At 72.8% G+C, this 25,017-nt stretch carries 22 protein-coding genes; 14 read left to right on the plus strand and 8 right to left on the minus strand.

Features of this window, described 5'->3' with window-relative positions:
• The first annotated feature begins 27 nt into the window (after positions 1-27).
• The 3 genes from J4557_RS33375 to J4557_RS33385 all read left to right on the plus strand — a co-directional run bounded on the left by J4557_RS33375 (position 28) and on the right by J4557_RS33385 (position 3,004).
• Positions 28-1,137 (plus strand): DUF4190 domain-containing protein, encoded by a 1,110-nt coding sequence (locus J4557_RS33375; RefSeq protein ID WP_243776756.1) that lies wholly within the window; start codon positions 28-30, stop codon positions 1,135-1,137.
• Positions 1,134-1,838: a septum formation family protein gene (locus tag J4557_RS33380; protein WP_208270755.1), complete on the plus strand. Its 705-nt coding sequence runs from the start codon at positions 1,134-1,136 to the stop codon at positions 1,836-1,838. The genes J4557_RS33375 and J4557_RS33380 overlap by 4 nt, the downstream gene beginning before the upstream one ends.
• A gap of 158 nt (positions 1,839-1,996) precedes the next feature.
• Positions 1,997-3,004: a septum formation family protein gene (locus J4557_RS33385; protein ID WP_208270756.1), complete on the plus strand. Its 1,008-nt coding sequence runs from the start codon at positions 1,997-1,999 to the stop codon at positions 3,002-3,004.
• A gap of 47 nt (positions 3,005-3,051) precedes the next feature.
• On the opposite strand, the gene secD is transcribed toward J4557_RS33385, so the two are convergent.
• Both secD and J4557_RS33395 read right to left on the minus strand, forming a co-directional pair.
• Positions 3,052-5,319 (minus strand): protein translocase subunit SecD, encoded by a 2,268-nt coding sequence (secD, locus tag J4557_RS33390; RefSeq protein ID WP_208270757.1) that lies wholly within the window; start codon positions 5,317-5,319, stop codon positions 3,052-3,054.
• A gap of 66 nt (positions 5,320-5,385) precedes the next feature.
• A complete protein-coding gene (locus J4557_RS33395; RefSeq protein ID WP_208270758.1) occupies positions 5,386-5,820 on the minus strand; it encodes a hypothetical protein in 435 nt (144 codons plus the stop codon).
• 302 nt (positions 5,821-6,122) lie between these two features.
• Between J4557_RS33395 and J4557_RS33400 the strand changes: the two genes are divergently transcribed.
• A complete protein-coding gene (locus J4557_RS33400) occupies positions 6,123-6,785 on the plus strand; it encodes a hypothetical protein (protein WP_208270759.1) in 663 nt (220 codons plus the stop codon).
• Positions 6,786-6,948: 163 nt separating this feature from the next.
• On the opposite strand, the gene J4557_RS33405 is transcribed toward J4557_RS33400, so the two are convergent.
• The 3 genes from J4557_RS33405 to J4557_RS33415 all read right to left on the minus strand — a co-directional run bounded on the left by J4557_RS33405 (position 6,949) and on the right by J4557_RS33415 (position 10,754).
• Positions 6,949-8,337: a glycine--tRNA ligase gene (locus tag J4557_RS33405; RefSeq protein WP_208270760.1), complete on the minus strand. Its 1,389-nt coding sequence runs from the start codon at positions 8,335-8,337 to the stop codon at positions 6,949-6,951.
• Between the two features lie 294 nt (positions 8,338-8,631).
• A complete protein-coding gene (locus tag J4557_RS33410) occupies positions 8,632-10,026 on the minus strand; it encodes a glycoside hydrolase domain-containing protein (protein ID WP_208270761.1) in 1,395 nt (464 codons plus the stop codon).
• 443 nt (positions 10,027-10,469) lie between these two features.
• The gene (locus tag J4557_RS33415; RefSeq protein ID WP_190856165.1) at positions 10,470-10,754 is read right to left on the minus strand and encodes an antibiotic biosynthesis monooxygenase family protein; all 285 of its coding nucleotides are present in this window, start codon (positions 10,752-10,754) and stop codon (positions 10,470-10,472) included.
• A 28-nt stretch (positions 10,755-10,782) separates the two neighbouring features.
• Here J4557_RS33415 and J4557_RS33420 point away from each other — a divergent pair, with 28 nt between their 5' ends.
• From J4557_RS33420 to J4557_RS33450, 7 genes are all read left to right on the plus strand, one after another.
• The gene (locus tag J4557_RS33420; protein ID WP_208270762.1) at positions 10,783-11,100 is read left to right on the plus strand and encodes a DUF6703 family protein; all 318 of its coding nucleotides are present in this window, start codon (positions 10,783-10,785) and stop codon (positions 11,098-11,100) included.
• 32 nt (positions 11,101-11,132) lie between these two features.
• On the plus strand, positions 11,133-12,089 hold the full coding sequence (locus tag J4557_RS33425) for a metal ABC transporter substrate-binding protein (protein ID WP_208270763.1): 957 nt from the start codon (positions 11,133-11,135) through the stop codon (positions 12,087-12,089).
• Positions 12,086-12,838 carry a metal ABC transporter ATP-binding protein gene (locus J4557_RS33430; RefSeq protein ID WP_372442558.1) on the plus strand — a complete coding sequence of 251 codons (753 nt, stop codon included), beginning with the start codon at positions 12,086-12,088 and terminating at the stop codon, positions 12,836-12,838. Before J4557_RS33425 ends, J4557_RS33430 begins: the two co-directional genes overlap by 4 nt.
• On the plus strand, positions 12,835-13,731 hold the full coding sequence (locus tag J4557_RS33435; protein WP_208270764.1) for a metal ABC transporter permease: 897 nt from the start codon (positions 12,835-12,837) through the stop codon (positions 13,729-13,731). Before J4557_RS33430 ends, J4557_RS33435 begins: the two co-directional genes overlap by 4 nt.
• Positions 13,728-14,114, plus strand: a complete 387-nt coding sequence (locus J4557_RS33440) for a Fur family transcriptional regulator (RefSeq protein WP_151539109.1) — start codon at positions 13,728-13,730, stop codon at positions 14,112-14,114. Before J4557_RS33435 ends, J4557_RS33440 begins: the two co-directional genes overlap by 4 nt.
• Positions 14,115-14,343: 229 nt before the next feature.
• On the plus strand, positions 14,344-15,957 hold the full coding sequence (locus J4557_RS33445; protein WP_208270765.1) for a M4 family metallopeptidase: 1,614 nt from the start codon (positions 14,344-14,346) through the stop codon (positions 15,955-15,957).
• Between the two features lie 89 nt (positions 15,958-16,046).
• The gene (locus tag J4557_RS33450; protein ID WP_190856170.1) at positions 16,047-16,472 is read left to right on the plus strand and encodes an OsmC family protein; all 426 of its coding nucleotides are present in this window, start codon (positions 16,047-16,049) and stop codon (positions 16,470-16,472) included.
• Between the two features lie 12 nt (positions 16,473-16,484).
• Here the strand turns inward: J4557_RS33450 and J4557_RS33455 are convergent, their stop codons facing one another.
• Together J4557_RS33455 and recO are read right to left on the minus strand one after the other, a co-directional pair.
• Positions 16,485-17,285: an isoprenyl transferase gene (locus J4557_RS33455; RefSeq protein WP_208270766.1), complete on the minus strand. Its 801-nt coding sequence runs from the start codon at positions 17,283-17,285 to the stop codon at positions 16,485-16,487.
• On the minus strand, positions 17,282-18,073 hold the full coding sequence (gene recO, locus J4557_RS33460; protein WP_307800355.1) for a DNA repair protein RecO: 792 nt from the start codon (positions 18,071-18,073) through the stop codon (positions 17,282-17,284). Before recO ends, J4557_RS33455 begins: the two co-directional genes overlap by 4 nt.
• A 185-nt stretch (positions 18,074-18,258) precedes the next feature.
• Here recO and J4557_RS33465 point away from each other — a divergent pair, with 185 nt between their 5' ends.
• From J4557_RS33465 to J4557_RS33475, 3 genes are all read left to right on the plus strand, one after another.
• Positions 18,259-19,293, plus strand: coding sequence for a M4 family metallopeptidase (locus J4557_RS33465; protein ID WP_208270767.1), 1,035 nt, complete (start codon positions 18,259-18,261; stop codon positions 19,291-19,293).
• Between the two features lie 63 nt (positions 19,294-19,356).
• Entirely contained in the window at positions 19,357-21,018 is a 1,662-nt protein-coding gene (locus tag J4557_RS33470; RefSeq protein ID WP_208270768.1) for a transposase, read from the plus strand.
• A gap of 53 nt (positions 21,019-21,071) precedes the next feature.
• Positions 21,072-21,326, plus strand: a complete 255-nt coding sequence (locus tag J4557_RS33475) for a protealysin inhibitor emfourin (protein WP_208270769.1) — start codon at positions 21,072-21,074, stop codon at positions 21,324-21,326.
• Positions 21,327-21,410: 84 nt separating this feature from the next.
• On the opposite strand, the gene J4557_RS33480 is transcribed toward J4557_RS33475, so the two are convergent.
• Positions 21,411-24,995, minus strand: a complete 3,585-nt coding sequence (locus J4557_RS33480) for a discoidin domain-containing protein (protein ID WP_208270770.1) — start codon at positions 24,993-24,995, stop codon at positions 21,411-21,413.
• Between the last annotated feature and the right edge of the window lie 22 nt (positions 24,996-25,017).

Here is a 25,017-nt window from a genome sequence, read left to right on the forward strand (position 1 = left end):
TTGATCCCGTACCTTCCCGCTGTGACAATGCCACCGGACGCTGACGACGTCGAGGAGACCCCCGGAGAACCGTCCTCCACGGACGCCTGGACCCCGCCGGACACCGGCGCCGCCGCGCCTCCACCGCCATCGGCCGGCCCACCGGGCCCGCCGCTCCCGGCCGACCCGTCGCCCGCGCCCGGGCGCCGCCGCACGAACCGGTTCGCGATCGCCGCGCTGGTCACCGGGCTCCTCGGCCTCGTCGTCCTCGCGATCGGCTTCGCCGTCACGGCGTTCGTCCAGGCAGGTCGCCGCGGCGAGAAGGGCCGTGCCCTCGCCGCCGCCGGCCTCGCCGCGTCCGCCGCCTGGATCACCGCCGCCGCCCTCGTCCTGGCCTCGGGCCTCCTGGACGACGCCGACGGGGGCGACGAGGAACCGGCCGCCAAGGGCGGCAAGCCGCGCGTCGCGACCCTGCTCGCCGGCGACTGCTTCACCGGGCTCGAAGAGGACCTCAACAGCGTCTACGTGACCAAGACGCCGTGCACCCAGCCCCACGAGGGCGAGATCGGCGCCGTCGTCACCCTGGCCGACCTCCCGTACCCCGGCGACGGCACGCTCGTCACCGAGGCGACGAAGGAGTGCAAGGACAGGACCCGGTTCCTGATGAACAACCGCTACTCCGACGACCTCGAACTGCACATCGACCGTCCCCGCCGCGCCGCCTGGGACAAGGGGCACCACGACGTCACCTGCGTCCTCCGCTACACCGGCCCCGAAAAGCTCACCGCGCCGCTGACCAGCGCGGAATGGGGAACGCGGGTATACACCCAACTGGTCGCCGGCGATTGCGTCGACGAATGGAAGGAACACTCGCTCCTCACCACCGTCGACTGCGAGAAGAAGCACCAGTTGCAGGTCATCGCGAAATACGACATGCGCGGCCACGAGTACCCGTCCGAGGAAACGATCCAGGCAAAGGCGACGCTGGAGTGCGCCAAGCGCACATTCAAGATCTTCGACGGGCGGCCTCTGCCCCGGCATGTCGTGCCGTGGTACCTCTATCCATCGAAAGAGGGCTGGAAGGAGGGCGACCGCAGGATCGTGTGCATGTTCAAGGCCGACGGCGCTCCCCTGACCCGCTCCCTGATGCCGAAATGAGCGGAAACGACGACGCCCTCGTCCAGACGCGGCGCCGCCGGAAAAGGGGCAGGGCCCTCGCCATCGGAGCCCTGACGGCCTCCGCCGTCTGGCTCGCCGCGCTCGCCGTGGCATTCGTCCTTGTGCTCGGCGGCAATGGCGACCGTGCGGCGTCGGACCCCGTCACCAAGGACGGCGAGCCGCGGGTCTCCACCTTCAAGGCCGGTGACTGCTTCACTGGATTCGTAGCCGGAATGACGAGGATCTTCGCCAGGGAAGCATCGTGCACCCAGCCTCACGGCGGCGAGATCGGAGCGCGGATCACGCTGCCGACGGCGCCATATCCGGGCGATGCGTCCCTGACCGCGACAGCCGTCGAACGGTGCCGGAACCGTGTCACGGCTCTCTACAAGGAAGGGCGCGGCGACGAGTTCACGATTCACGTCGATCGTCCTGACCGCCGGGCGTGGGAGCACGGCGACCACGCCGTGGTGTGTGCGCTCCGCTATCCGCAGGACATGGCCGATATCTTGCGGAAGCAGCCGAAGTACATCTCCTCGATAGTCCCCGGCGACTGCATCAGGACATGGGACGGCGGCGGGAACGAGGCCATCGTCGACTGCGACGAGAAGCACGAGGTCCAGGTCTACTCGGTCATCGAATTCCACTGCCTCGTCGCAGCGCGGCATGGCACGCTGACGCGTTCGGTGATGCCCAAGTGAGCGCACATCGTGAGGACGAGCCGGTGTCACCGGCGGGCGACAGCAGGCGGGCAACCGAGTGGGCTCCGCCTGATGCGGCGCTTGCCGACAATGCTTCCGGTGCCGCGCCCCAGGGCGTTTCCGTGGGCGGGGGCTGGGCGGCAGACGCTCCGGCGCCGATGGTCGAGGCGTCGCAGGGGCCGGGGCGGCGGGTCAGCGGGTGGGCCAAGGCGGCGCTCGTCGCCGGGCTCGTCGGGTTGGCGCCATTGGCCGTGGGGTTCGCCGTTGCGGCGTTCATGCAGGTCAGACGGCGTGGCGGCAGGTACCGGGGAATGGCGGTCGGCGGGCTCGTCGCGTCGGCGGTGTGGGTCGTCGTGGGCGCGGTCATCGCGGTGATGGTCTTCTCGCCGGGCGGCGGGGACTCGGGTGGGGACGGCAAGGGCCGCGAGACCGTCCTTTCCCGGCTCAAGGCCGGTGACTGTTTCGCCGGGTTCCGGAAGGACGCGATGGATGTGGCCGTCACGGCGTTGCCGTGCACGCGCCCGCATGACGGCGAGGTCGTCGCGCAAGCGGCGCTGCCGGACGACGACGCCTATCCCGGCGACAAGGGGTTGGCGGGTGAGGCGACCAAAGTGTGCACGGACCGGCTCGCGTTCCTGGTGAAGAGCCGGTACTACGAGGATCTCGACGTCTACCTCGACAAGCCCGACCAGGCGGCCTGGCGGGCCGGGGACCGGCACGTGACGTGCGTGATGCGCTACAGCGGCACCGGGACACTGGCGTCGCCGCTGGTCGCCACCCTCGACCCGGCCAGGAAGACCCTGCAGGAGTTCGAGGCCGGCGACTGCTTCACCGAGTGGAAGGGGGCGGAAGCGGCGGCGCGCGCCGTCCCGTGCACCGAGCCGCACAAGGTGCAGGTCTACGCCGCGTTCGACCTGCCGTGGGAGGGCCTGGCCACCTCCGGCGTCTCCTGGGCCTACCCGGGCAAGAAGATCATCGATGAGAACGCCTCGCGCGGGTGCCGCAAGCGGGCGGCGAAGGCGTTCACGACCCACGTACGCCCCGCCGGCGTGAGGACCGATTTCGTGGGGCCCTCCGCGAAGGCCTGGTACTTCGGGGTCCAGAAAGTGATCTGCCTCCTGCGGGCGGACAAGGGGACGCTGAAGAGGTCCGTGCTGGGGAAGTGAGCGGGAGGGCGTGCCGCCGGGGAAGCGGCGGCACGCCCTCCCGGGGGTCAGACGACGGCGCCGGAGTCGCCTGGGGTTCGGGCGGTGCGGGGCGCCGCGGGGCGGGGGCGTGGTGCCGGGCCGGCGAAGCGTTCCAGGACGACCGCCAGCGGCGTCGCGGTGAAGACGCTGGAGTACGTGCCGACGAGGATGCCCGCGAGGAGCGCGATCGCGAAGTCGGTCAGCGTGTCGCCGCCGAGCAGGGCGAGGGCGGCCAGGATGAACAGGGCTCCCATGCCGGTGTTGACGGTGCGGGGGACGGTCTGGAGCGCCCCCCGGTTCGCGACCTCGGCGAAGGGTGCGCGGGGGTCGGCCGTCCACAGTTCCCGGACGCGGTCGAACACCACGACGGAGTCGTTCACCGAGTAGCCGATGATGGTGAGCAGCGCGGCGAGGAAGACGCCGTCGACGGGCTTGCCGAGCCAGGCGAACAGGCCGGTGACGATCACGACGTCGTGCAGCATCGCCAGCACGGACCCGGCCGCGAACGTCCAGCGGAACCGGAACGTCAGGTAGCCGAGCTGCACCAGCAGGGCCACGCCGAGCGCGATCAGGGCCTTGGTGCGCATCTCGCCGCCGAGGCTCGGGCCGATCAGCTCGTCGCGCTGCTTGGTGGCGCCGCCGCCCTGCCGGGCGAGGGCGTCGCGGATGCGCTTCTCCTGCGCGTCGGTGAGCCCGGTGGTGCGGACGGCGATGCCGTCCTCGCCGGAGGTCTGGACGGTGGCCTGCGGGAACCCGGCGCGGGCGACGGCGGAGCGGGCGTCGCCGATGTCGACGGGACGGTCCGTGGTGTACGCGACGGCCCGCCCGCCGGTGAACTCGACGCCGAGGTCCAGGCCCCGGGCGACGATCCCGGTGAACGCGACGGCGACGGCGAGCCCGGAGATCGCGAGCCAGAGCGCGCGGCGCCGCATGAGGTCGGGCCGGCGGTGGTCGAGCCAGCGGCGGATCCGGCCGCCCGCTCCGAGGCCGCCGGCCTTGGAGCGGGCGAGGCGGGGCAGGCGGGCCAGGGCGGCGTCGGTGAGGACGCGGCTGAGCAGCATCGCCGACACCAGCGAGGCGAGCACGCCGATGCACAGGGTGACGCCGAACCCCTTGACCGGCCCGGACGCGAGGAAGAACAGCAGGCCGCCGGCGAGCAGCGTGGTCGCCGCCGAGTCGGCGATCGCCGACCACGCCTTGGTGAACCCGATGGCGAGGGCGTTGCGCGGGGACCGGCCGGGCGCGGCGGCGCGTTCCTCGCGGGCGCGTTCGAACGCCAGCACGTTCGCGTCGATCGCCATGCCGATCGCCAGGACGAACCCGGCGAGGCCGGGCAGGGTGAGGGTCGCGCCGGCGGCGACGAGCGCGGCGTAGGAGATCAGGGCGTAGCCGGCCAGCGCGACGGTGGCGAGGAGGCCGACGAGCCGGTAGACGGCGGCGATGAACAGGCCGGTCAGCGCGACGCCGATGACGGCGGCCCAGGCGCTGGCCTTGATCGCCTCCTCGCCGAGCGTGGGGCCGACGACCCGCTGCTCGACGATCTTCACCGGCACGGGCAGCGCGCCGCCCTGCACCAGCGCGGCGAGGTCCCTGGCCTCGTCGGCACCGAAGTCCCCGGTGATCCGGGTGGAGCCGCCGGTGATCCCGGTGCCGCACGCGACGTCCGTGCTGACCTGCGGTGACGAGATGACCTTCCCGTCCAGGACGAACGCGACGCGGCGCTCGTCCCCGGTGGCGCAGGCGGCCCGGGCGGTCGCCTTCTCCCAGGCCGCGCCGCCGCCCCCGCGGAACCTGATGCCGACGTCCCAGCCGCCGAGGCCCTCGGGGTCGAAGGACGCGGCGGCGGAGCCGATGCCGTCGCCGGTGAGGAGGGCGGGCCCGATGACGACCGGGCGGCCGCCCTCGTCCGGGATCTCCTTCTCGCCCGCGCCGGCCGGGCCGCCGGCGGCGCGGACGGGGTGGGCGGTGAGCTGCGCGGTCCGGCCGAGCAGCGCCGCGGCGTGCGACGGGTCCTGGACGTCGGGGAGTTCGACGATCAGCCGGCGGTCGCCGGACCGGGTGATGGACGCCTCGGCGACGCCGAGCGCGTCGACGCGGCGGTGGAGGACCTGGCGGGCGCGGTCGGTGGCGTCACGGCCGGCCTTCACCGACGGCGAGTCCCGGGTCTCGAGGACGATCTGGGTCCCGCCGCGCAGGTCGAGGCCCAGCCGGGCGGGTTCGGACAGGGCGAAGTAGAGCGATGCGGCGAGCACGGCGAACGCCAGGACCGCCCGCACCGCGTTGGCGCGAGTCAAGGGGAAACCTCCACACGGAGCGATGGCGCCGCCGCTTCGCAAGGCGCGGCGCCGCTGGACGGAACGTCAGATCCGTGTGGTGGGAGGGGCGCGTCCCCGCGGCCCGCCCGTCGCGGCGACGACGGGCTCGGTGAAGCCTGCGGCGGGACGGACGGTCCGGACGAGCACCGGGCGGACGTCCGGGCCGGCGGGCGCGAACGCAACCGGCGTGACCGGCGCGGACGGCCCGGCGTGGTGCCGCGCCGACCCCGCGACGGCGTGCGCCGGGCGGGGCGAGGACGCCCGTCCGATAGCGCGCTGACCAGCGCCGACGCGAACTGTGCCGACGCGAACGGTGCGGGCACCGGAGTCGGCGGTGGTGGCGACGGCGGCTCCGGACGGTCCCGCGAGGGCGCCCGCGCTGAGGGCGTCCGCGGCGGGCGCTCCGGCGAGGCCGAGCAGTCCGAGCGCGATGGCGAGCAGCCAGCGGGCGGCGGCGGGCGAGCGGCGCGGTTCGCGCATGGCCCTCCTCCGTCCCTCAGCCGTCGCGGGGCCGCTGGGGCGGCCATGATCCGCCCAATCTAGGCCACTTCGCGACCGGACGCGTTGGACCGCAACAAAGCGAGAAAGCATGGAGTCGGGACTCTGTCAACCAGGCTCCGCGCCACAGCCCCCTACCCGGCCCGCACCCATCCGGCGTTACCAGCAGACACTGGCTGGTGTCCCAATCCGGCCACGGCGCCTTCGGCGCGCGCCCATTGCCGGGCCGGGAAAGGCGAATTACTTTCGCGTTGCCCACCCCGAACCGGACAGAGGAGTTTCCGGTGGCACGAATCAGACAGACCGCGATCGTCGGGACCGCCGCGCTGGCCGTCCTCGCCGCGGGGATCGCCCCGGCCTCGGCCGCGGGCACCACCATCCGGAAGGGATCGGCCACCGCCGCCCCCTACTCCGGCAACGTGCAGGCCTCGCTGCTCGGCAACGCGACCGTCTCCACGTCGATCGGCAGCGGCTCCTGCAGCCAGTCGACGATGACGGGATCGATCAACTCCGACGGCACCGGCCTGAGCATCAGCGGCGCGAACTTCAGCAGCTGCACCGGCACCGCCTCCGTCGCCATCACCGCGCAGAACCTGCCGTGGACCGGCGGCAGCGTCGTCTACGACTCCGGCCACACCGCGAACCGCGACGCGGCGGTCACGATCGCCAACTTCAGCGTCAAGGCCGTCGTCGACCTGTTCGGCGGCATCACCTGCGTCTTCGGCGGCAACCTCACCGCCAACGGCTACAACCCCGACAACCCGAACCGCCCCGTCACCAGCAACAACCAGGCGCAGGTCGGCGTGAACGGCGCCACGGTGAACAAGCAGTCCGGCAGCAACTTCCTCTGCCCGTCCACCGCCACCGTCACCGCGACCTACCAGCTGCAGGGCGAGACCACCGCCGGGTCCGGCACCTACGACCAGACCCTGTACGTCACCAGCTGATCCCTCCGAGGGGTGCGCTCCCCCACGACGTGCTCCCGTGAGCGATCGCTCCCGAAAAGGAAGCGGGCCGCCCCCACGCGAAGGGGGCGGCCCGCGACCGCGTGCGCCGGGCCCGTCCGCGAGTCCGCGCCCGAGTCCGTCGTCGAGTCCGAGTCCCGCCGGGTCAGCAGCCGACGAGCTGGGCGGCCAGGAACGACTCGACCTGGCCGATCGCGATCCGCTCCTGGCTCATCGAGTCGCGCTCCCGGACGGTCACCGCGTCGTCCTCGAGGGTGTCGAAGTCGACGGTGACGCAGAACGGCGTGCCGATCTCGTCCTGCCGGCGGTAGCGGCGGCCGATCGCCCCCGCGTCGTCGAAGTCGACGTTCCAGTTGCGGCGCAGCTGCGCGGCCAGGTCGCGGGCCTTCGGCGACAGGTCGGCGTTGCGCGACAGCGGCAGCACCGCGACCTTGACCGGGGCGAGGCGCCGGTCGAGCCGCATCACGGTCCGCTTCTCCAGCTTGCCCTTGGCGTTCGGCGCCTCGTCCTCGGCGTAGGCGTCCATCATGAACGTGAGCGTGCAGCGGTCGACGCCGGCCGCGGGCTCGATCACGTACGGGGTGAAGCGCTCGCCGGACTCCTGGTCGAAGAACGACAGGTCCGCGCCGGACGCCTTGGAGTGCGTCGACAGGTCGTAGTCCGTCCGGTTGGCGATGCCCTCGAGCTCGCCCCACTCGCTGCCGACGAAGTCGAACTTGTACTCCACGTCGACGGTGCGCTTGGAGTAGTGCGACAGCTTCTCCCCCGGGTGCTCGTACAGCCGCAGGTTCTCCTTGCGGATGCCGAGGTCGACGTACCACTGCAGGCGCTCGTCGATCCAGTACTGGTGCCATTCCTCGTCGCTGCCGGGCTTGACGAAGAACTCCATCTCCATCTGCTCGAACTCGCGGGTCCGGAAGATGAAGTTGCCCGGGGTGATCTCGTTGCGGAACGACTTGCCGATCTGCCCGATGCCGAACGGCACCTTGCGGCGCGCGGACTGCTGGACGTTCAGGTAGTTGATGAAGATGCCCTGCGCGGTCTCGGGGCGCAGGTAGGCCAGCCCCGACTCGTCCTCGACGGGGCCGAGGTAGGTCTTGAGCAGGCCGTTGAACATCTTCGGCTCGGTGAACGAGCCCTTCACCCCGCAGTTGGGGCAGGTGATGTCGGCGAGCCCGTTCGCGGGCGGCCTGCCGTGCTTCTCCTCGTAGGCCTCCTCCAGGTGATCGGCCCGGAAGCGCTTGTGGCAGGACTGGCACTCGGTGAGCGGGTCGACGAACGCCTGGACGTGGCCGCTGGCCTCCCAGACCTCGCGCGCCAGGATGACGCACGAGTCCAGGCCGACGACGTCGTCGCGGCCCTGCACCATGGCCTTCCACCACTGGCGCTTGACGTTGTTCTTCAGCTCGACCCCGAGCGGCCCGTAGTCCCAGGAGGCGCGGAGCCCGCCGTAGATCTCGCTCGACGGGTAGACCAGGCCCCGCCGCTTGGCGAGGTTGACGATCGTGTCCAGCACATCGGAACGGCGTGCCATGAGTGTTCTCTCCATCCGGCTGGCGGTCGGCGGGTCAGTGCGAACGCCCCGGCCCCGGCGCGGACGGCGGGACGGCGGCGATGGTGATCCCCGGTGATGGTTCGCTGTGAGAGCGGTGAGGCGCGGTCTCCCCGGCGCCTCAGAGCATTCCCCAGCTTAGGGCACCGGAAAGGGTCCCCGGACGGCACCGCCGCGGAGCGTGTCGGGCGGTCCGGCGGCGGCCCCGGGAGGCCGGCCGGTCGCGGGCGCCGGAGGCTCCGATGCGGGGACGGGAGCGCCGGCCGGGGCCGGTGGTCAGTAGGCGCGGCCGTCGGCGAGGCTGCTGTCGATGTTGAGGGTGACGCCGCCGTGCCGCTCCCTGTGCGCGCCCCGGTACTGCTTGATGCGGCGGTGCGGCGGCCACCAGTCGTCCGGCAGGAACCGGTCGCCGTACACGCGGGCCTTGCCGTCCCAGTTGGCGAACCAGATCCCGACGGGCCTGGCGACCCCCTTGGCGGCGCCCACGTCGTGGACGCCTGAGCTCGCGCTGCCGTAGAGGCAGGGCTTGTAGTGCTTCTGCTTGACCTTCTTGACCCAGGCGTTCACGAAGCGCAGCACGGCCGCCTTGCAGGAGGCGTTCTTGCTCTTGTACGCCTCCAGGTCGAGGTAGATGGGCTTGTCGACGGGGATGCCGAGCGCCTTGGCCTTCGCCACGGCGTCCGCGGCGGTCTTCTTGCCCTTGGACGCGGCGTTCCTCACGGTGAATTTCTGCGGGCGCGTCCCGCACGGCGGCTGGAGGCCGACGTACGTGGGCAGGATCCGGTACCCCATCTTGCGGACCTTCTTCACCCACGCGGCGGTGAGGTTCGGCTGCTCGCAGCCGCGCGCTGCGCCGCCGATGTAGATGTTGGTGACGTCGAACGAGGAGCGCCACGCCTTCATCGTGGAGAGCGACGGGGCGGTGCACGTGTCGAAGCCCTTGCCGGACGCGTAGTCCAGCCGGTCCGGCGGCGGGTCCGCCGGGGCTCTGCGCTGGGCGGCCGGCCCCGGGGGCGCCGCGGCGGGCTTCATCGTGTCCTGCGGCTGCGCGTCCGCAGGCGTCTGTGGTTGCGCATGGGGCTTCGCGTGCGCATGGGGCTTCGCGGTCACCCGGGTGCCGCGCAGGATCCGCTGGAGCGCCGCCGGATCGGTCCCGTACACGCCGGTGATGCCCATGCCGGCCTCCGGCAGCGCCAGGCTCGTCTCGTGCCCGACGGACGGCCTGACGGTGAACGAGCCGAGCTTGTCGGCGTGCACGACCGTGCGGGACGCCGCGACGTCGTGCAGCGGCTGGACGTGGACGGCCTCGGTACGGCCGACGACCCGCGCCGGGCAGTCCGGCTGGGGCCCGGGGCGGCCCAGGTAGACGGCGTGCCGGTCGTAGCGGACGCAGGCGGACGGGTCCTCGTCGAGCCGGACGACCGCCCAGCCCGCGGGGACGGGAACGCGCACGCCCTGGTAGGTGACCGAGTGCGGCCTCGCCTCGGCGGGCGCCGCCCGAGGCGCGCCACGAGGTGCGCTACGGGGCGCGCCGAGGATCAGCGTGGTGGCCTCGTGGGCTGAGGACCGCGTGGGGGCCGCCGCGTGGAAGGCGCCGACGCCCGCGACGGCGGCCGTCCCGGTGGCCGTGCTGAGCAGGACGACAGCGGTCTGCGAGACGACACGGCGCATCACTTCTCCCCCGAGGCGGGCCGGCCCCGCCGGGGCCGTCTCCCCCGCGGGCCGTCGGCATGATCATGACCAGGCGAAGATGACCTTGCGGGGCGGGGCCGAAACCGGGTCCCGCCGCTTCTTGCCCCGGTATTTCCCGCTTCGTTGATCAGCGATCAGCCTGGCCGCCGACCGGCTTGACCTTCGGCCGGACCGGCCCCGGTCGGCCGGGCGCGGGCTCCGGCCTCGGTCGGCCGGGCGCGGGCTCCGGCCTCGGTCGGCCGGGCGCGGGCTCCGGCCTCGGTCGGCCGGTGAGACCGGCCGGGCGGGGGCCGCGGTCGGGCGGAGGGCCGCGGTCAGGCGGAGGGCCGCGGTCAGGCGGAGGGCCGCGGTCAGGCGGGGGGCCGCGGTCAGGCGGGGGGCCGCGGTCAGGCGGGGGGCCGCGGTCAGGCGGGGGGCCGCGGTCAGGCGGAGCTGACGATCTCGTAGGCGCCGGGTTCGTCCACGGCGAGCGCCGCCAGCGGCATGAACTCCAGCCGCACCTCGTAGGAGCCGAGGGCGCGGCGGTAGTGGCCGGCGCCGTCCCATTCGGTGACCAGCGCCCACAGGCCGGGCTCGTCGACGGTCCTGGCGAGCCGTCCGGACCGGAATCCGGTGCTCCGGGACAGCGCGGTGAGCACCGCGGTCATGCGGTCGGCGAAGCCGTCGGCGTCCGCGGCGGGCACACGGTACCGGGTTATCGCGATCATCCGCCCATCCTCGCAGTACGTTGGCCCCGTGGAGACTCGGAGCGGACGGGACCGGCCGGCGGGCGGCGTGCGGGCGGCGGTCGAGCGGTGGAGCGCGGCGCCGGTGGTTTTCCTGCACCGGCTGCCGCGCGGGGTGCTGCTCGTCGCGGTGTTCGCGCTGCTGGTGATCGGCATGGCGGGGACGGGCTGGGTGGCGGCGGCGGGGCTGCTGGTGCTGGCGGCGGCGCTGGCCTGGTTCGCGTTCCTGAACTGGCCGGAACTGGAGGCGCAGGGCCGGGTGCTGCGGATCGCGGCGCTGGTGGTGCTGGTCGGTTTCGCCCTGGGGCGGGGCATTGGGCGGTTTTGACAACCGTTTTCATCTTCGTCCATAATCGGAGCATGCCCCGACCCCGCATCCGGTTCCGCACCGTCCCCGCCGCGGCCCTCGCCGCCGCCGGGCTCGGCGCGGCGCTGGCGGGCTGCGGCAGCGCGGTCGCGGACGTCCCGCCCGGCAGGACGGCCGTCGTGGCGTCCTTCTACCCCGCCGCCTGGCTCGCCGAGCGCGTCGGCGGCGGCGACGTGTACGTCCGGACGCTGACCAGGCCCGGCGCCGAGCCGCACGACCTGGAGCTGACGGCCCGGCAGGTCGCCCAGGTCGAGAAGGCCGACCTCGCCGTGTACGTGAAGGGCGTCCAGCCCGCCGTCGACGACGCGGTCCGCGAGCACGCCAAGGACCGGTCGCTGGACGCCGCGAGCCTGGTGACGACGCTCCCGCCACCGTCCGGCGACGAGAGCGAGATCGAGGAGCACGACGGCGACCGGGGGCACGCCGACGTCGGCTACGACCCGCACGTCTGGCTCGACCCCGTCCGGATGGCCACCGTCGCGACCGCCCTCGGCGACCGGCTCGCCCGGGCCGACGGCGCCCACGCGGCCGCCTACCGGCAGCGCGCCGGGGCCGTCGCGGCCGAGCTGTCCGGCCTCGACCGGCGGTTCCGCGACGGCCTGGAGGACTGCGCCCGCCGCGACATCGTCACCGCGCACGCCGCGTTCGGCTACCTCGCCGAGCGGTACGGGCTGCGGCAGGTGTCGGTCGCGGGCATCGACGCGTCGATGGAGCCGTCGCCGAAACGGCTGGCCGCGCTGACCCGCGAGGTACGGTCGGCGGGCGCGACGACGATCTTCACCGAGCGGCTCGTCAGCTCGAAGGTCGCCGACTCGCTGGCCCGGGAGGCGGGCGTGCGGACGGCCGTGCTCGACCCGGTGGAGGGCGTCGAGAAGGGCTCCTCCGACGACTACATGTCCATCATGGACCGGAACCTGCGGACCCTGCGGACCGCCCTGGAGTGCTCATGACCGACGGCGTGCCCGCGACGGACCGCGGCGGGGCGGCGCCGCCCTTCGCGATGACCGGCGGCGTCGTCCGGCGGGACGGCCGCGAGGTGCTGTCCGGCGTCGACCTGCGGGTCGGCGCGGGCGACGTGCTGGCGATCCTCGGGCCGAACGGGGCGGGCAAGTCCACGCTGGTCAAGGCGCTGCTCGGGCTCGTCCCGCTGGCCGCCGGGCGGACCGAGATCTACGGCGAGCCGCCCGCCCGGTTCCGCGACTGGCGGCGCGTCGGGTACGTCCCGCAGCGGCTGCCGATGGGCGGCGGCGTCCCGTCGACGGTCCGCGAGGTCGTGGCGTCCGGGCGGATCGCGCGCCGGTCGCGCTGGCTGCCCGCGCTGGTCACCGACCGGGCCGCCGACCGCGCCGCGGTGAACCGCGCGCTGGAGGCCGTCGGCCTCGCCGACCGGGCCCGCGACTCGGCGCACCTGCTGTCCGGCGGGCAGCAGCAGCGGGTACTGATCGCCCGCGCGCTGGCCGGCGAGCCGGAGGCGTTCGTGATGGACGAGCCGACCGCGGGCGTGGACGCGGCGAGCCAGGCGGCGCTGGCGGCGACGCTGCGCGGCCTGGCGGAGGCGGGCCGGACGGTGGTGCTGGTCGCCCACGAGCTCGGCCCGATGGAACCGCTCATCACCCGCACGGTCGAGCTGGAGCACGGCCGGGTGGCGCGCGAGAGCGCAGGGAGCATGGCGAGCGGCCGGACGGGGAGCGCGGCGTGACGGAGATGCTGCAGTTCGACTTCATGCGCATCGCGCTGGTGATGGCGGTGCTGATCGGCCTGACGGCGCCGGCGGTGGGGACGTTCATCGTGCAGCGGCGGCTGTCGCTGCTCGGCGACGGCGTCGGGCACGTCGCGCTGACCGGCATCGGGCTCGGGCTGCTCACCGGGTCGTCGCCCGTGCTGGGCGCGCTGGTGGTGGCGGTGCTCGGCGCGGTGGCGATCGAGGTGGTGCGCGCCCGCAGCCGCAGCGGCGCGGACGTGGCGCTGGCGCTGCTGTTCTACGGCGGGCTGGCGGGCGGCGTGATCCTCACCAACGCGCAGGGCGGCGGGGCGAGCCTGCAGTCGTACCTGTTCGGATCGATCAGCAGCGTGTCGGCGTCCGACCTGTACGTGGTCGCGGCGCTCGCGGTCGTCGTGCTCGGGATCGTCGCGGTGTTCGGCCGGGAGCTGTTCCTGCTGTGCCAGGACGAGGACGTGGCGCGGGCGGCGGGGCTGCCCGTCCGGTTCCTCAGCGCGCTGATCGCGGTGACCGCCGCGGTGACCGTGGTGATCGCGATGCGGGCGATCGGGCTGCTGCTGGTGAGCGCGCTGATGGTCGTTCCGGTGGCGGCGGCGCAGCAGGTCACGCGGGGCTTCCGGAGCACGATGCTGCTGGCGATGGGGGTCGGTGTACTGTCGGCGGTGTCGGGTCTCGCGGGCTCCTTCCAGTACGATCTTCCCCCGGGTCCCTCGATCGTGCTGCTGGCGCTGGCGCTCTTCCTGGCGGCGGCCGCCGGGGGGACCGTGGTGCGCCGCAGGCGCGCCCGCCGGGCCGGGAACGTCCTCCCGGGTGCGGCCGGGCCGGGCGAGCGACCGCGGGTGGAGGCCGAGGCGGAGGTGATCAAGGGATGACGACGGCCCGCCGCGACGCGGTGCGGCAGGTCCTGGCCGGCTGCGAGGGCTTCCGCAGCGCCCAGGACATCTACGCCGACCTCCGCGCGGACGGCTCCAAGATCGGCCTGACGACGGTGTACCGGGCGCTGCAGGCGCTCAGCGACTCCGGCGAGGTCGACGTGCTGCGCACCGACGAGGGCGAGGCGGTGTACCGCGCCTGCCGGACCGAGCAGCACCACCACCACCTGGTCTGCCGCGCGTGCGGCCGGACGGTCGAGGTCGAGGGCCCGGCCGTGGAGCGCTGGGCGGACGCGATCGCCGCCGAGCACGGGTTCGCCGAGATCACGCACACCGTCGAGGTGTTCGGGACGTGCGCGGACTGCCGGTCCGCGTCCCGCTGATCGAGACGCGCGCCCTGGTACGTTCCCGGGCGCGCTTCCGTCCCGTGCGCCCGGCGCCCGGTTCCGCAGGCGCGGCGCAAGGCGCGTAGTTCACACGCTGCGTATCGGTCTTTTGGCTGTTTGTAACAGGTACAACTAAATCCTCGTATGTCATAAATGTCCCATTGCCACGGTGGGCCCGACGGCGGGCCTCTCGGGGGGCCATGGCGCTCCGCACGAGAGGGCGTTCATGACAAGACGGGCGATCACCAGCCGGCGGACCGCGCTCCTGGCGTCGGCGACCCTGCTCGCGACGGCCGGCACCGCGCTGCCGGCGTCCGCGCGGCAGGCCCCGCCTCCCCCCGACCCGCGGACCGCCGCCGCGCACGCGCTCAAGGCGCTGCCCGCGCACGGCGCGCAGACCCGCGACGGCGGCGGCCAGTCGTTCACGGTCGTCGGGGTCGCGGTGGACCGGGACGGCACGTCCCACACCCGGATGACCCGGACCTACGACGGGCTCCCGGTCCTGGGCGGCGACATCGTCGTCCACCAGTCCGCCGGAGGGACGTGGCGCGGCAGCAGCCTGACCCTCGCCAAGGCGCCGGCCGACGCCAGCCCCGAGCTCCCCGCCAAGACGGCCACCCGGAAGGCCCTGACCAAGGGCCACAGGACGCAGGGCGCCGCGCAGCTCGTCGTCGAGGCGCGCACCGCCGACCATCAGCCGCGCCTCGCCTGGCGCGTCCAGACCGCCGGCAGGCAGGCCGACGGCACGCCCAGCCGCCTCCTCACCACCGTCGACGCGGCGACCGGCAAGGTCCTGCTGCGCGAGGAGACGATCCGCACCGACGCCGGCGACGGCCGCTCCCTCTACACCGGGACCGTCCCGCTGGAGACCACGAATTCCGGCGGCGCCTACCAGCTGAAGGACCCCACCCGCGGCGGCACCTACACCGGCGACGCGCAGAACCAGACGGACTTCTGCTTCCTGTCGTTCTGCCTTTACCGGGCCCCGGCGACGATCTTCACCGACGCCGACGATCACTGGGGGAACGGGACGACGTCCGACCGGGCGACCGTCGCCGTGGACGCCCAGTTCGGCACCAACGAGACCTGGGACTTCTACAAGAACGTGTTCGGCCGCCTCGGCATCAACGGCGACGGCAAGGGCTCGTTCAACCGCGTCCACTACGACAACGGCTACGCCAACGCGTTCTGGGACGACTCCTGCTTCTGCATGACGTACGGCGACGGCGACGGCACCCAGCTCGGCCCGCTCACCGCCCTGGACGTCACCGCCCACGAGATGACCCACGGCGTCACGTCCGCGACCGCGAACCTCACCTACTCCGGCGAGTCCGGCGGGCTGAACGAGGCGACGTCCGACATCATGGCCGCCGCCGTCGAGTTCTACGCGAACAACTCCGCCGACCTCGGCGACTACCTCGTCGGGGAGAAGGTCGTCCTGCCCGGCTTCGGCAAGGCGGCGCTCCGCTTCATGGACAGGCCCAGCAAGGACGGCACGTCGCCGGACGCCTGGTCGTCCACCACCAAGAACCTCGACGTGCACTACTCGTCGGGCGTCGCCAACCACTTCTACTACCTGCTGTCGGAGGGCAGCGGCGCCAAGACGATCAACGGCGTCTCCTACGACAGCCCGACGTCCAACGGCTCCACGGTCACCGGCATCGGACGCGACGCCGCCACGAAGATCTGGTACCGCGCCCTCACCACGTACATGACGTCCTCGACCGACTACAAGGCCGCCCGCACGGCGACCCTGAACGCGGCCAAGGACCTGTACGGCACGGGCAGCACCCAGTACAACGCCGTCGCGGCCGCCTGGTCCGCGGTGAACGTGAACTGACGCCCGTCCGCACGTGGCGGAGGCCCCCGCGCCGCCCGCGGCGCGGGGGCCTCGACGCCGGCCGGACCGGCGTGGGAGACAATCGGATCATGGCTACGACACGCACCGCCAACGCGCACTGGGAAGGGCCGCTCCTCAGCGGCCAGGGCACGGTCTCGCTGGACTCCTCCAAGGTCGGCACGTTCGACGTGACGTGGGCGTCGCGCAGCGAGGAGCCGAACGGCCGCACGAGCCCGGAGGAGCTGATCGCCGCGGCCCACTCGACCTGCTACTCGATGGCGCTCTCGCACGGCCTGGCCGGCGCCGGGAACCCGCCGGAGAAGGTGGACACCAAGGCGGAGGTCACCTTCCAGCCCGGCGAGGGCATCACCGGCATCCACCTGACGGTCCGGGCGAGCGTCCCGGGCCTGTCCGCGGACGCCTTCGAGAAGGCGGCGCAGGACGCCAAGGAGAACTGCCCGGTCAGCCAGGCGCTCAAGGGCACCACGATCACCCTCGACGCGGCCCTGGTCTGAGCCGGGCCCGCGTCAGCCGGTCGCGGCGGTGGGCTCCACCGGATTGGGGAGCGCGCCGCCGTACCGGCGGTCCCGGCTGGCGTACAGCTCGCACGCGTGCCAGAGGTGCCGGCGGTCGAAGTCCGGCCACAGCGTGTCGAGGAAGACCATCTCCGCGTACGCCGACTGCCAGAGCAGGAAGTTGGAGGTGCGCTGCTCCCCCGACGACCGCAGGAACAGGTCGACGTCCGGGATGCCCGGCTCGTCGAGGTAGCGGGCGAACACCTTCTCGGTGATCTTGTCGGGGTTCAGCCGGCCGTCCCGGACGTCCCGGGCGATCGCGGCGGCGGCGTCGGCGATCTCGGCGCGGCCGCCGTAGTTCACGCAGAACTGCAGGGTGAGCACGTCGTTGTCGCGCGTCATCTCCTCGGCCGTCTCCAGCTCCTTGATGACGCTGCGCCACAGCCGGGGGCGGCGGCCCGCCCAGCGGACCCGCACGCCCATGGAGTGCAGCTGGTCGCGGCGGCGGCGGATCACGTCCCGGTTGAAGCCCATGAGGAAGCGGACCTCGTCCGGCGAGCGCCGCCAGTTCTCGGTGGAGAACGCGTACGCCGACAGGTACGGCACGCCCAGCTCGATCGCGCCCATGATCACGTCGAAGAGCGAGTCCTCGCCGCGCTTGTGCCCCTCGGTGCGCGGCAGCCCGCGCTCCTTGGCCCAGCGGCCGTTGCCGTCCATGACGATGGCGACGTGCCGCGGCACCAGGTCCGCGGGGATCGGCGGCGGCGTCGCGCCGCCCCGATGCGGTTCCGGGGGCAGAACGGCCCTTCTCACACTCTCTCCCTGTTGGTGTCGTCGCTGCGGCCCGCGCCGTCCGGCGGGTCGCCGGCGCCCTCGCGCTCGACGTGCCGCAGCGAGCGGATCCCGTGTTCCAGATGCCACTGCAGGTAGGCGGCGACGAGGCCGCTGCTCTCCACCCGGTGGCGGGGCTCGCTGGCGTCGGCGTACTCCCAGTCGCCGCGCAGCAGGGCCAGCATCAGCGCGAACGTCGGCGGCGCCGGCGTCGCGGCGCCGGGCTGCCGGCAGTTCGCGCAGACCGCGCCGCCCGCCGCGATCGCGAACCCGCGCAGCCCGCCGCGGGTGCCGCACCGGCAGCACTCGTCCAGCGCCGGGGCCCACCCGGCGACCGACAGCGAGCGCAGCAGGAAGGCGTCCAGGACGAGCCGCGGGTCGTGGCCGCGCTCGGCGAGCGTGCGCAGCCCCCCGACCAGCAGCAGGAACTGCCGCAGCGCGGGCTCGCCCTCCTCGCCGGCCAGCTTGTCGGCGGTCTCCAGCATCGCCGTCCCCGCGGTGTAGCGGGGATAGTCGGTGACCAGCGCCTCCCCGTACGGGCGCAGCGTCTCGGCCTGGGTGATCAGGTCGAGCGAGCGGCGCTCGTACAGCTGGAGGTCGACGTGCGTGAACGGCTCCAGCCGCGCGCCGAAACGGGACTTGGTCTTGCGGACCCCCTTCGCCGCGGCGCGGATCCGGCCGCTGCGCCGGGTCAGCACCGTCACGATGCGGTCGGCCTCGCCCAGCTTCTGGGTGCGCAGGACGATGCCTTCGTCGCGGTAGAGGGTCACCCGTTCATTCTCGCGCACGCGCCCGGGTGCCTCGTTGCGCCGCCCCGGCATCTCCGCAGGATCTTCACAAGTCCCCTGGATTCACCGCCCGTCCGGGATCCGGTCACGCTTTGTGACCGGTTTCGGCCGCGCGGTGACGGACGAAGGTGTGGCCTGCCCCACGGGGAGCTGTCAGCGTTGGACGCATGAGATGCCACATCGTGCCGCCGCACATGCTGGAGCGGATCGCCCGCAACGCCGACGACCCGGCGCTGCGCGCGCGGGCCCGCGCTACCCTGGCCCTCACCTCCGCCCACGCCACCGAACGCCGCCTGGCGACCCGCGCCGCAGCCCCCGCCCCGGCCGGTCCCGCCGCCCCCGACCGGATGATCGCCGACGCCGGGCACAAGGAGGAGCTGCCCGGCAGGACCGTCCGCGCCGAGGGCGCCGCGCCCACCGGCGACAAGACCTGCGACCAGGCCTACGACTGGCTGGGCGCGACCTTCGGGTTCTACGAGGCCGCCTACGGCCGCAACTCCATCGACGGCGCCGGCCTCAAGATGATCTCGACCGTCCACTACGGCGAACGGTACGACAACGCCTTCTGGAACGGCGAGCAGATGGTGTACGGCGACGGCGACGGGAGGATCTTCACCGACTTCACCGGAGCGCTCGACGTCACCGGGCACGAGCTGACCCACGGCGTCACGCAGTACACCGCCGACCTCGACTACTCGGGGCAGTCCGGCGCGCTCAACGAGTCGGTCTCCGACGTCTTCGGCTCCCTGATCAAGCAGTGGCACCTCGGCCAGACCGCCGACCAGGCCGACTGGCTCATCGGGCAGGGGCTGCTCGCGGCCGGCGTGCACGGCGTGGCGCTGCGCTCGATGAAGGAGCCCGGCACCGCCTACGACGACCCGCAGCTCGGCAAGGACCCGCAGCCCGCCCACATGAGCGGCTACGTCCACACCTACGAGGACAACGGCGGCGTCCACACCAACTCCGGCATCCCGAACCGCGCGTTCTACCTCGCGGCCTCGGCGATCGGCGGGCACGCCTGGGAGAAGGCCGGGCGCGTCTGGTACGAGACCCTCACCGGCGGGTCGCTGGCGAGCGCCGTCGACTTCGCGGGCTTCGCCGCGGCGACCGTGCAGACCGCGACCCGGCTCTACGGCGCGGACTCCGCCGAGACGACCGCGGTGGCCAACGCATGGAAAGGGGTAGGCGTCACCGGCGCTTGAGGGTCCAACGCTCGTGGAGCAAGTCGATTGCACGTTCGAATGGAGTGACTTAGGGTGTCCGCCATGTCGCCCTCCGCCTCCGGTCATGGGCCTGCCGCCTCCTTCGCCGCGCAGTTCGTGGCGCCGGGCCCGTCGGGGACAGCGATCCGTGACCGGCTCAGGGGCCTGACCGCCCAGGACGAGCAGGTGCTGCGGTCGGTCGGCGCGCGCCTGGGGGCGCTGGCCGGCCGCGATCTGAGAACTCGCTGTGCTGATGGCCTGAGCCACGACGCCAATCGGTGGGCGATGCGCAAGCGGGAGTTGACGGGCGAGTCTTCGGCGCGATGGGCCGGCTCGATCACCAAGGCCACGCACGACCAGTGGGCGCCGGCGCGACGAGGCAGGCTCGCGCACATGCGGTCTCTGGAGGCCGGTGTGCGGACGCTGGAACACCGCTTGTCGCTGCCGATCGGCGAGCCGGGGACCAAGCGGGCCCCGGGCGGCTACAGGTCCAGAGGGGAATGGTTCGTCAAGTCACGCCGCCTGGAGGCGCTGAAAGACCGGCTCGCCGCCGAGCGGGCCGACTGGGATGCCGGGCGTGTGCGGGTGGTGCGGGGCGGCCGCGGGCTCCTCAACGCCCGCCACCATCTCGACGAGACCCGGCTCACCGAGAACGAGTGGCGGCAGCGGTGGGAGGCCGAACGCTGGTTCCTGCAGGCCGACGGTGAGGCGGGTAAGCGGTACGGCAACGAGACCATCCGCGTCACCCCCGGCGGGGAGGTCTCGATCCGGCTTCCGGCGCCGTTGGCGTACCTGGCCAACGCGCCGCGCCGCCGGTACGTGCTGACGGCCCGTGTCGCCTTCCCCCACCGGGGCACCGAGTGGGCGGACCGCGTCGAGGGAAACCGCGCGGTCTCCTACCGCATCCACCTGGACGTCGAGCGGGGCCGCTGGTACCTGACCGCGTCTTGGCGTCGCGCCACCGTCCCCACGGTCCCCCTGGAGGCCGCGCGCATCAAGGGCGTGATCGGTGTGGACACCAACGCCGACCACTTCGCCGCCTGGCATCTGGACCGGCACGGCAACCCCGTCGGCCGGCCGCGCTGCTTCGACTACGACCTGTCCGGATCGTCCGCCCATCGCGACGCGCAGGTCCGGCACGCCATCACCCGGCTGCTGCACTGGGCGGCCTCCTGCGGAGTCGCAGCGATCGGCATCGAAGACCTGGACTTCGCGGCCGAGAAGACCCGAGAGCGACACGGCCGCCGCAAGCGGTTCCGGCAACTGATCTCCGGCATGCCCACAGGCAGGCTGAAGGACAGATTGGTGGCGATGGCCGCCGAGGCGGGCCTGGCCATCGTGGCCGTGGATCCGGCTTACACCTCCAAGTGGGGTGCGCAGCATTGGCGCGAGCCGATGAGCACCCCGAACCGCAGGATTTCCCGGCACGATGCGGCGAGCATCGCGGTCAGGCGACGCGCCCTCGGGCACCCGATCCGGCGACGGACGGCACCGCCCCGCCACCACCAGAGCGATGACGGCGGGCATCGGACCGTCCAGGCCGACCTCGGTGACCGGGGGCGCGAGGGATCCCGCCACCACGTCACGGAACGCGCACCTGATGCACGGCCCCGGACGCGGGCGAGGAGAACGCGGGCGACCAGCGTGTCCGACACCGTTCGGGACGCGTGCAGAACCGGGACCCGGGTACGAATTCCACTCCCGGACACTGTTGAGGAACGGTAGGCGTCACACAGTGACAGGGTCGGCTGACGAGGGCGTGGGGCGGTGACGGTGCGGTGAGGGTGACAGTCGTCCGCAGCGGCGGGTTCGCCGGGATCCGGCGGCGGGCCGAGGCCGACAGTGCGACCGACCCGGTGCTGGCGCGGCTCGTCGGCCGGGTCGACCTGGCGGCGGTGCCGCCGCCCGGTCGGATCCCCGACCAGTTCGTGTACGACATCGACATCGACGGCCGGCACGCCACCGTCGGCGAGGCGCAGCTCAGCGGCCCGCTCCGCGAGCTCGTCCACCACGTCCTCGCCCACGCGGAGTGATGCGTGCCCGCCCCCGGCCAGGGCCGGGGGCGGGCACTCGGGAGACGCGGGCGCCTCCCAACACTGCGCTCCCGGTTCCCCGGGTCAGGGGTTCCCGGTGATGGTGAATGTGGTCGTGGTGTTCCTGATGTCCTCCGCGTTGTCGTGCAGGGTCAGGCCGTTGAAGGCGGCGGAGCCGACCGCCGGGCCCTGGCCGGGTTCGGGCATCTCGTTGACCCAGATCCCGAATCCGGACTTGGCGTCGAACGCGTCACCGCTCCTGCGGGCGCCGGAGACGGTGACGTCCGTCAGGACCGTGTCGGTGATCGGCTTGAGCGGCTGCCCTCCGGAGTACTTCGTCTGGAACATGATCCCCGAGTAGGTCGGGTCGACGATGTCGACGTCGTTGATGCGGATGCCCTGGAACGGGAACTCGCCCGAGTACAGCCAGAGGGCGGGGAAGGTCTGGTTCCCCCAGAAATGCCCGCCGGCCCGGATCAGCGAGATGTTCTCGAACGTCGTCTTCGGGTCCGATTCGAAGCCGAGGGCGGGAATGCCGCCGAACTGCAGCGTCCCGATCGTGATCCCGGAGTAGACGAGGGTGTCGGCGATGTGGATGTCGCGGAAGGTGTTGCCGCCGCCTCCGTAGACCGCGAGCCCGGCCGCGCGCCAGGTCAGCAGCGAGGTGAGGTCCTCGAAGACGTTCCCGGTCTCCTGCTCGCCGTGGTCGTCGGTGGCGGGGAACAGCGCGAAACCGTCGTCGCCCGTGCTGCGGGTCTCGACGTTCGCGACATGGTTCCCGGAGCTTCCGTTGGTGAGGTTGACGCCGTCCGCCCACGTGTCGCGGATCCGGGAATTCTCGATCGTGGAATGGTCGACGTTCGTCCCCCAGAAGAGGCAGACGACGTGCTCGGCCCAGACGTCGTCGATCGTCATGTCGCCGACGTTCGAGAAGTCGAACACCTTTCCGGGGCCGTCGATCCGGGACGTGTAATTGCCGAAGAACCCGAACCCGGAGAACGTCGAGCCATCGGCGGTCGCGTCCGCGCGGAATCCGGCGTCGGTGTTCTGCTGGTCCGGCGGCGTCCGGAACCGGGTGAACCAGGGGCCCGCTCCGACGACCTTGATCGCCTTGCCGTAGACCTGGAACTTCTGTGCGGTGTCGTAGGTGCCCGGCGGCAGGTAGACGCCGGTGAGGGACGGGTCCTGCCGCACCTTGTCGAGGGCGTTCTGGACGTCCTGGTGGGTGAACCCGGCGGGCTCGGCGTACGTGGCCGGGTCGGGGTTCGGCTTGGCCGTCGCCAGTTCGGTGTTGATGAAGTCGATGGCGTAGGTGGTGGTGTTGGCGGCGTCCTTCTGAAGCCTGATCCTGTGGCCGGCCGGCACCGTCGTGCCGAGCATCAGGTTCGCCTCGTCGTAGATGTGGCGGGGAGGTCCGGCGCCCGGCGAGTCGCTCGGGCCCGCCTCGTTCCCGTACACCCACGTGTACCGGGAGGTGAGGTCGATGGCCTTGAGGAACGTCCCGTCGACGTAGACGTCGAGTGTCGAGTCGATGCCGCCGCCGCCCGCCGCGTCCGGGATGGAGTACCGGGTGACGAGGGTGTTGGTGGGCGCCTTGGTGGTGAGCTCGACGCTGCTGCCGGTGGAGTTCAGCGTCACGGCGCGGCGGCCGGACGCCTCACCGGCGAGGTCGCCGATCGTGCGGTTCGGGCCGACGACCGCCGCGCCGCCGCCGAGCGCACCGTCCTCGGCCTCGTACATGTCGAACGGCAGGTGCGCGCCGCGCCCGACGAACAGGGGCTGCGTTGAGGTGTTGTTCTGGCGCTTGACCGGCACCTCGTTGGCGTCGTCCTCGACGGTGGTTCTGATCGTGTAGCGGCCGTTCGCCGCCGTCCAGGTGCCGAGGTCGACGGGCGCGGCGGCGGCGCCTGGCGCGAGCGAGCCGCTGAAGGAGCCGGTGAGCGTCTTCACCGCGGTGCCGCCGTCGAGGATCGTCAGCGTGACGCCGTGGGACCCGCCGGCGGTGGCCTGGGTGCCGTCGTTGCGCAGCGTCGCCGAGAACCTGACCGCGTCGCCGGCCTGCGGGTTGCCGGGGCTCCAGGTGACGGTCTGCGCCACCAGGTCGGAGCTCGGCACCTGCGCGATCGTCAGCGTCGCGCTCGCGGTGTTGTCGGTCTCGTTCAGCTCGACGTCGTCGTCGCCCGCGTCGGCCGTGGCGGCGACCGTGTGGCCGCCGGCCTCGTGCGTCCCGATCGAGGCGGAGACGGTGCTGGACGCGCCCGCTGCCAGCTCGCCGACCTGCGCGGACGCCGCCTTCGTCCCGTCGACCAGGAAGTCGAGCGTGCTCGGGTCCGCGGTGCCCGTCCCGATGTTCTCGACTGTCGCGTGGAGCGTGACGCCGTCGGTCTCGTCCGGGGCGGCGGGGGCCCAGGCCAGGTTCGTGACGGTCAGGTTCGGAGCCGGCGCCGGGGTGCCGATGACCTGGAACTCGGCGGCCTGGCCGCCCGGCGCACCGGAGTCGGCGGTGAACCGGAGCCGCACCTGGGCCGCGTTCGCGGTGACGGGGATCGTCACGGTGTTCCCGGTGGACGGGTCGAACGTGTACGCGGCGGCGGGCGTGATGGTCGTGAACGGGTCCTTCGGACCGCCGCGACCGAGCACCTCGAACGTCTGGGTGCGTCTCGCCCACGCCGCGTCGGGGTTCAGCTTCACCACCACGAAGGTGAGATCGGCCTTCGCGCCGAGGTCGACGGTCAGCGTGGCCGGGTAGGCGCCGGGGGCGGACTCCCAGTAGGTCGCGGGGTCGTTGTCGTTGGCGTTGCCCTCGGCGAACGAGGAGGCGTGCGACGACGCGGTGATCGGCTTGCCTGCGGCGAGGTTCGTCCCGCCGCCCTGCCCCTGCCGGGTCACGACGTTGCTGTCGCCCGAGACGTTGCCGGCCGCGTCCCGCGCGCGCACGAAGTAGGAGACGGTCGCGGTCGCGGGCTGGTCGTCGGTGTAGGTGAAGACGTCGCCGGCGACGCTCGCGCGCTTCTCGCCGTTGGCGTAGACGTCGTATCCGGTGACGCCGACCGCGTCGGACGCGGCGGTCCAGGTCAGCTTGATCTTCCCGGCGGACGGTTCGGAGAACGCGAGCCCGGACGGAGCGGTCGGCGCCGTCTGGTCTCCGGTGGCCGGTCCGTAGATCTCCAGCTCGGACAGCTGCGCGGCCGGCCAGCCGGTGTTGGCCGTGATCCGGACGCGCAGGTAGCGGGTCGGCTCGGCGTCGTAGGTCAGCGTCACGGTTTCGTCCGCGGCGGGGTCGAAGACCCGGCCGCCGGAGCCGACGAGGTCGGTGTAGGTCGTCCCGTCCGTGCTGCCCTGCACGGACAGCGTCTGGGTGCGAGCGCCCCAGTTCGCCGTCGGGAGCTTCAGGACGACCTCGTCGGTGTCGACGGAGGCGCCGAGATCGACCTGGATCCACTGCGGGAAGGCGTCACCGGCGCTCTCCCAGTAGGTCGCCTGGTTCCGGTCGTTGACGTTCGCGGCGGTGTACTGGCCGTTGGAGCTGCTAGCGGACACGATCTTGCCCGCGGCCAGGTTCGTTCCGGCCGCCGCCGCGGGCGCCGCCGCCGGGCCGGTGAGCCCGGCGGCGGCGAGCACCGCGGCGGCCGCCGCGGCCAGCAGGGTGCGGAGGGACTTCTGTCTCATCGCTGGTTCTGCTCCCTGTTCG

Source organism: Actinomadura nitritigenes (assembly GCF_017573545.1).
Taxonomy (GTDB): Bacteria; Actinomycetota; Actinomycetes; order Streptosporangiales; family Streptosporangiaceae; genus Spirillospora; species Spirillospora nitritigenes.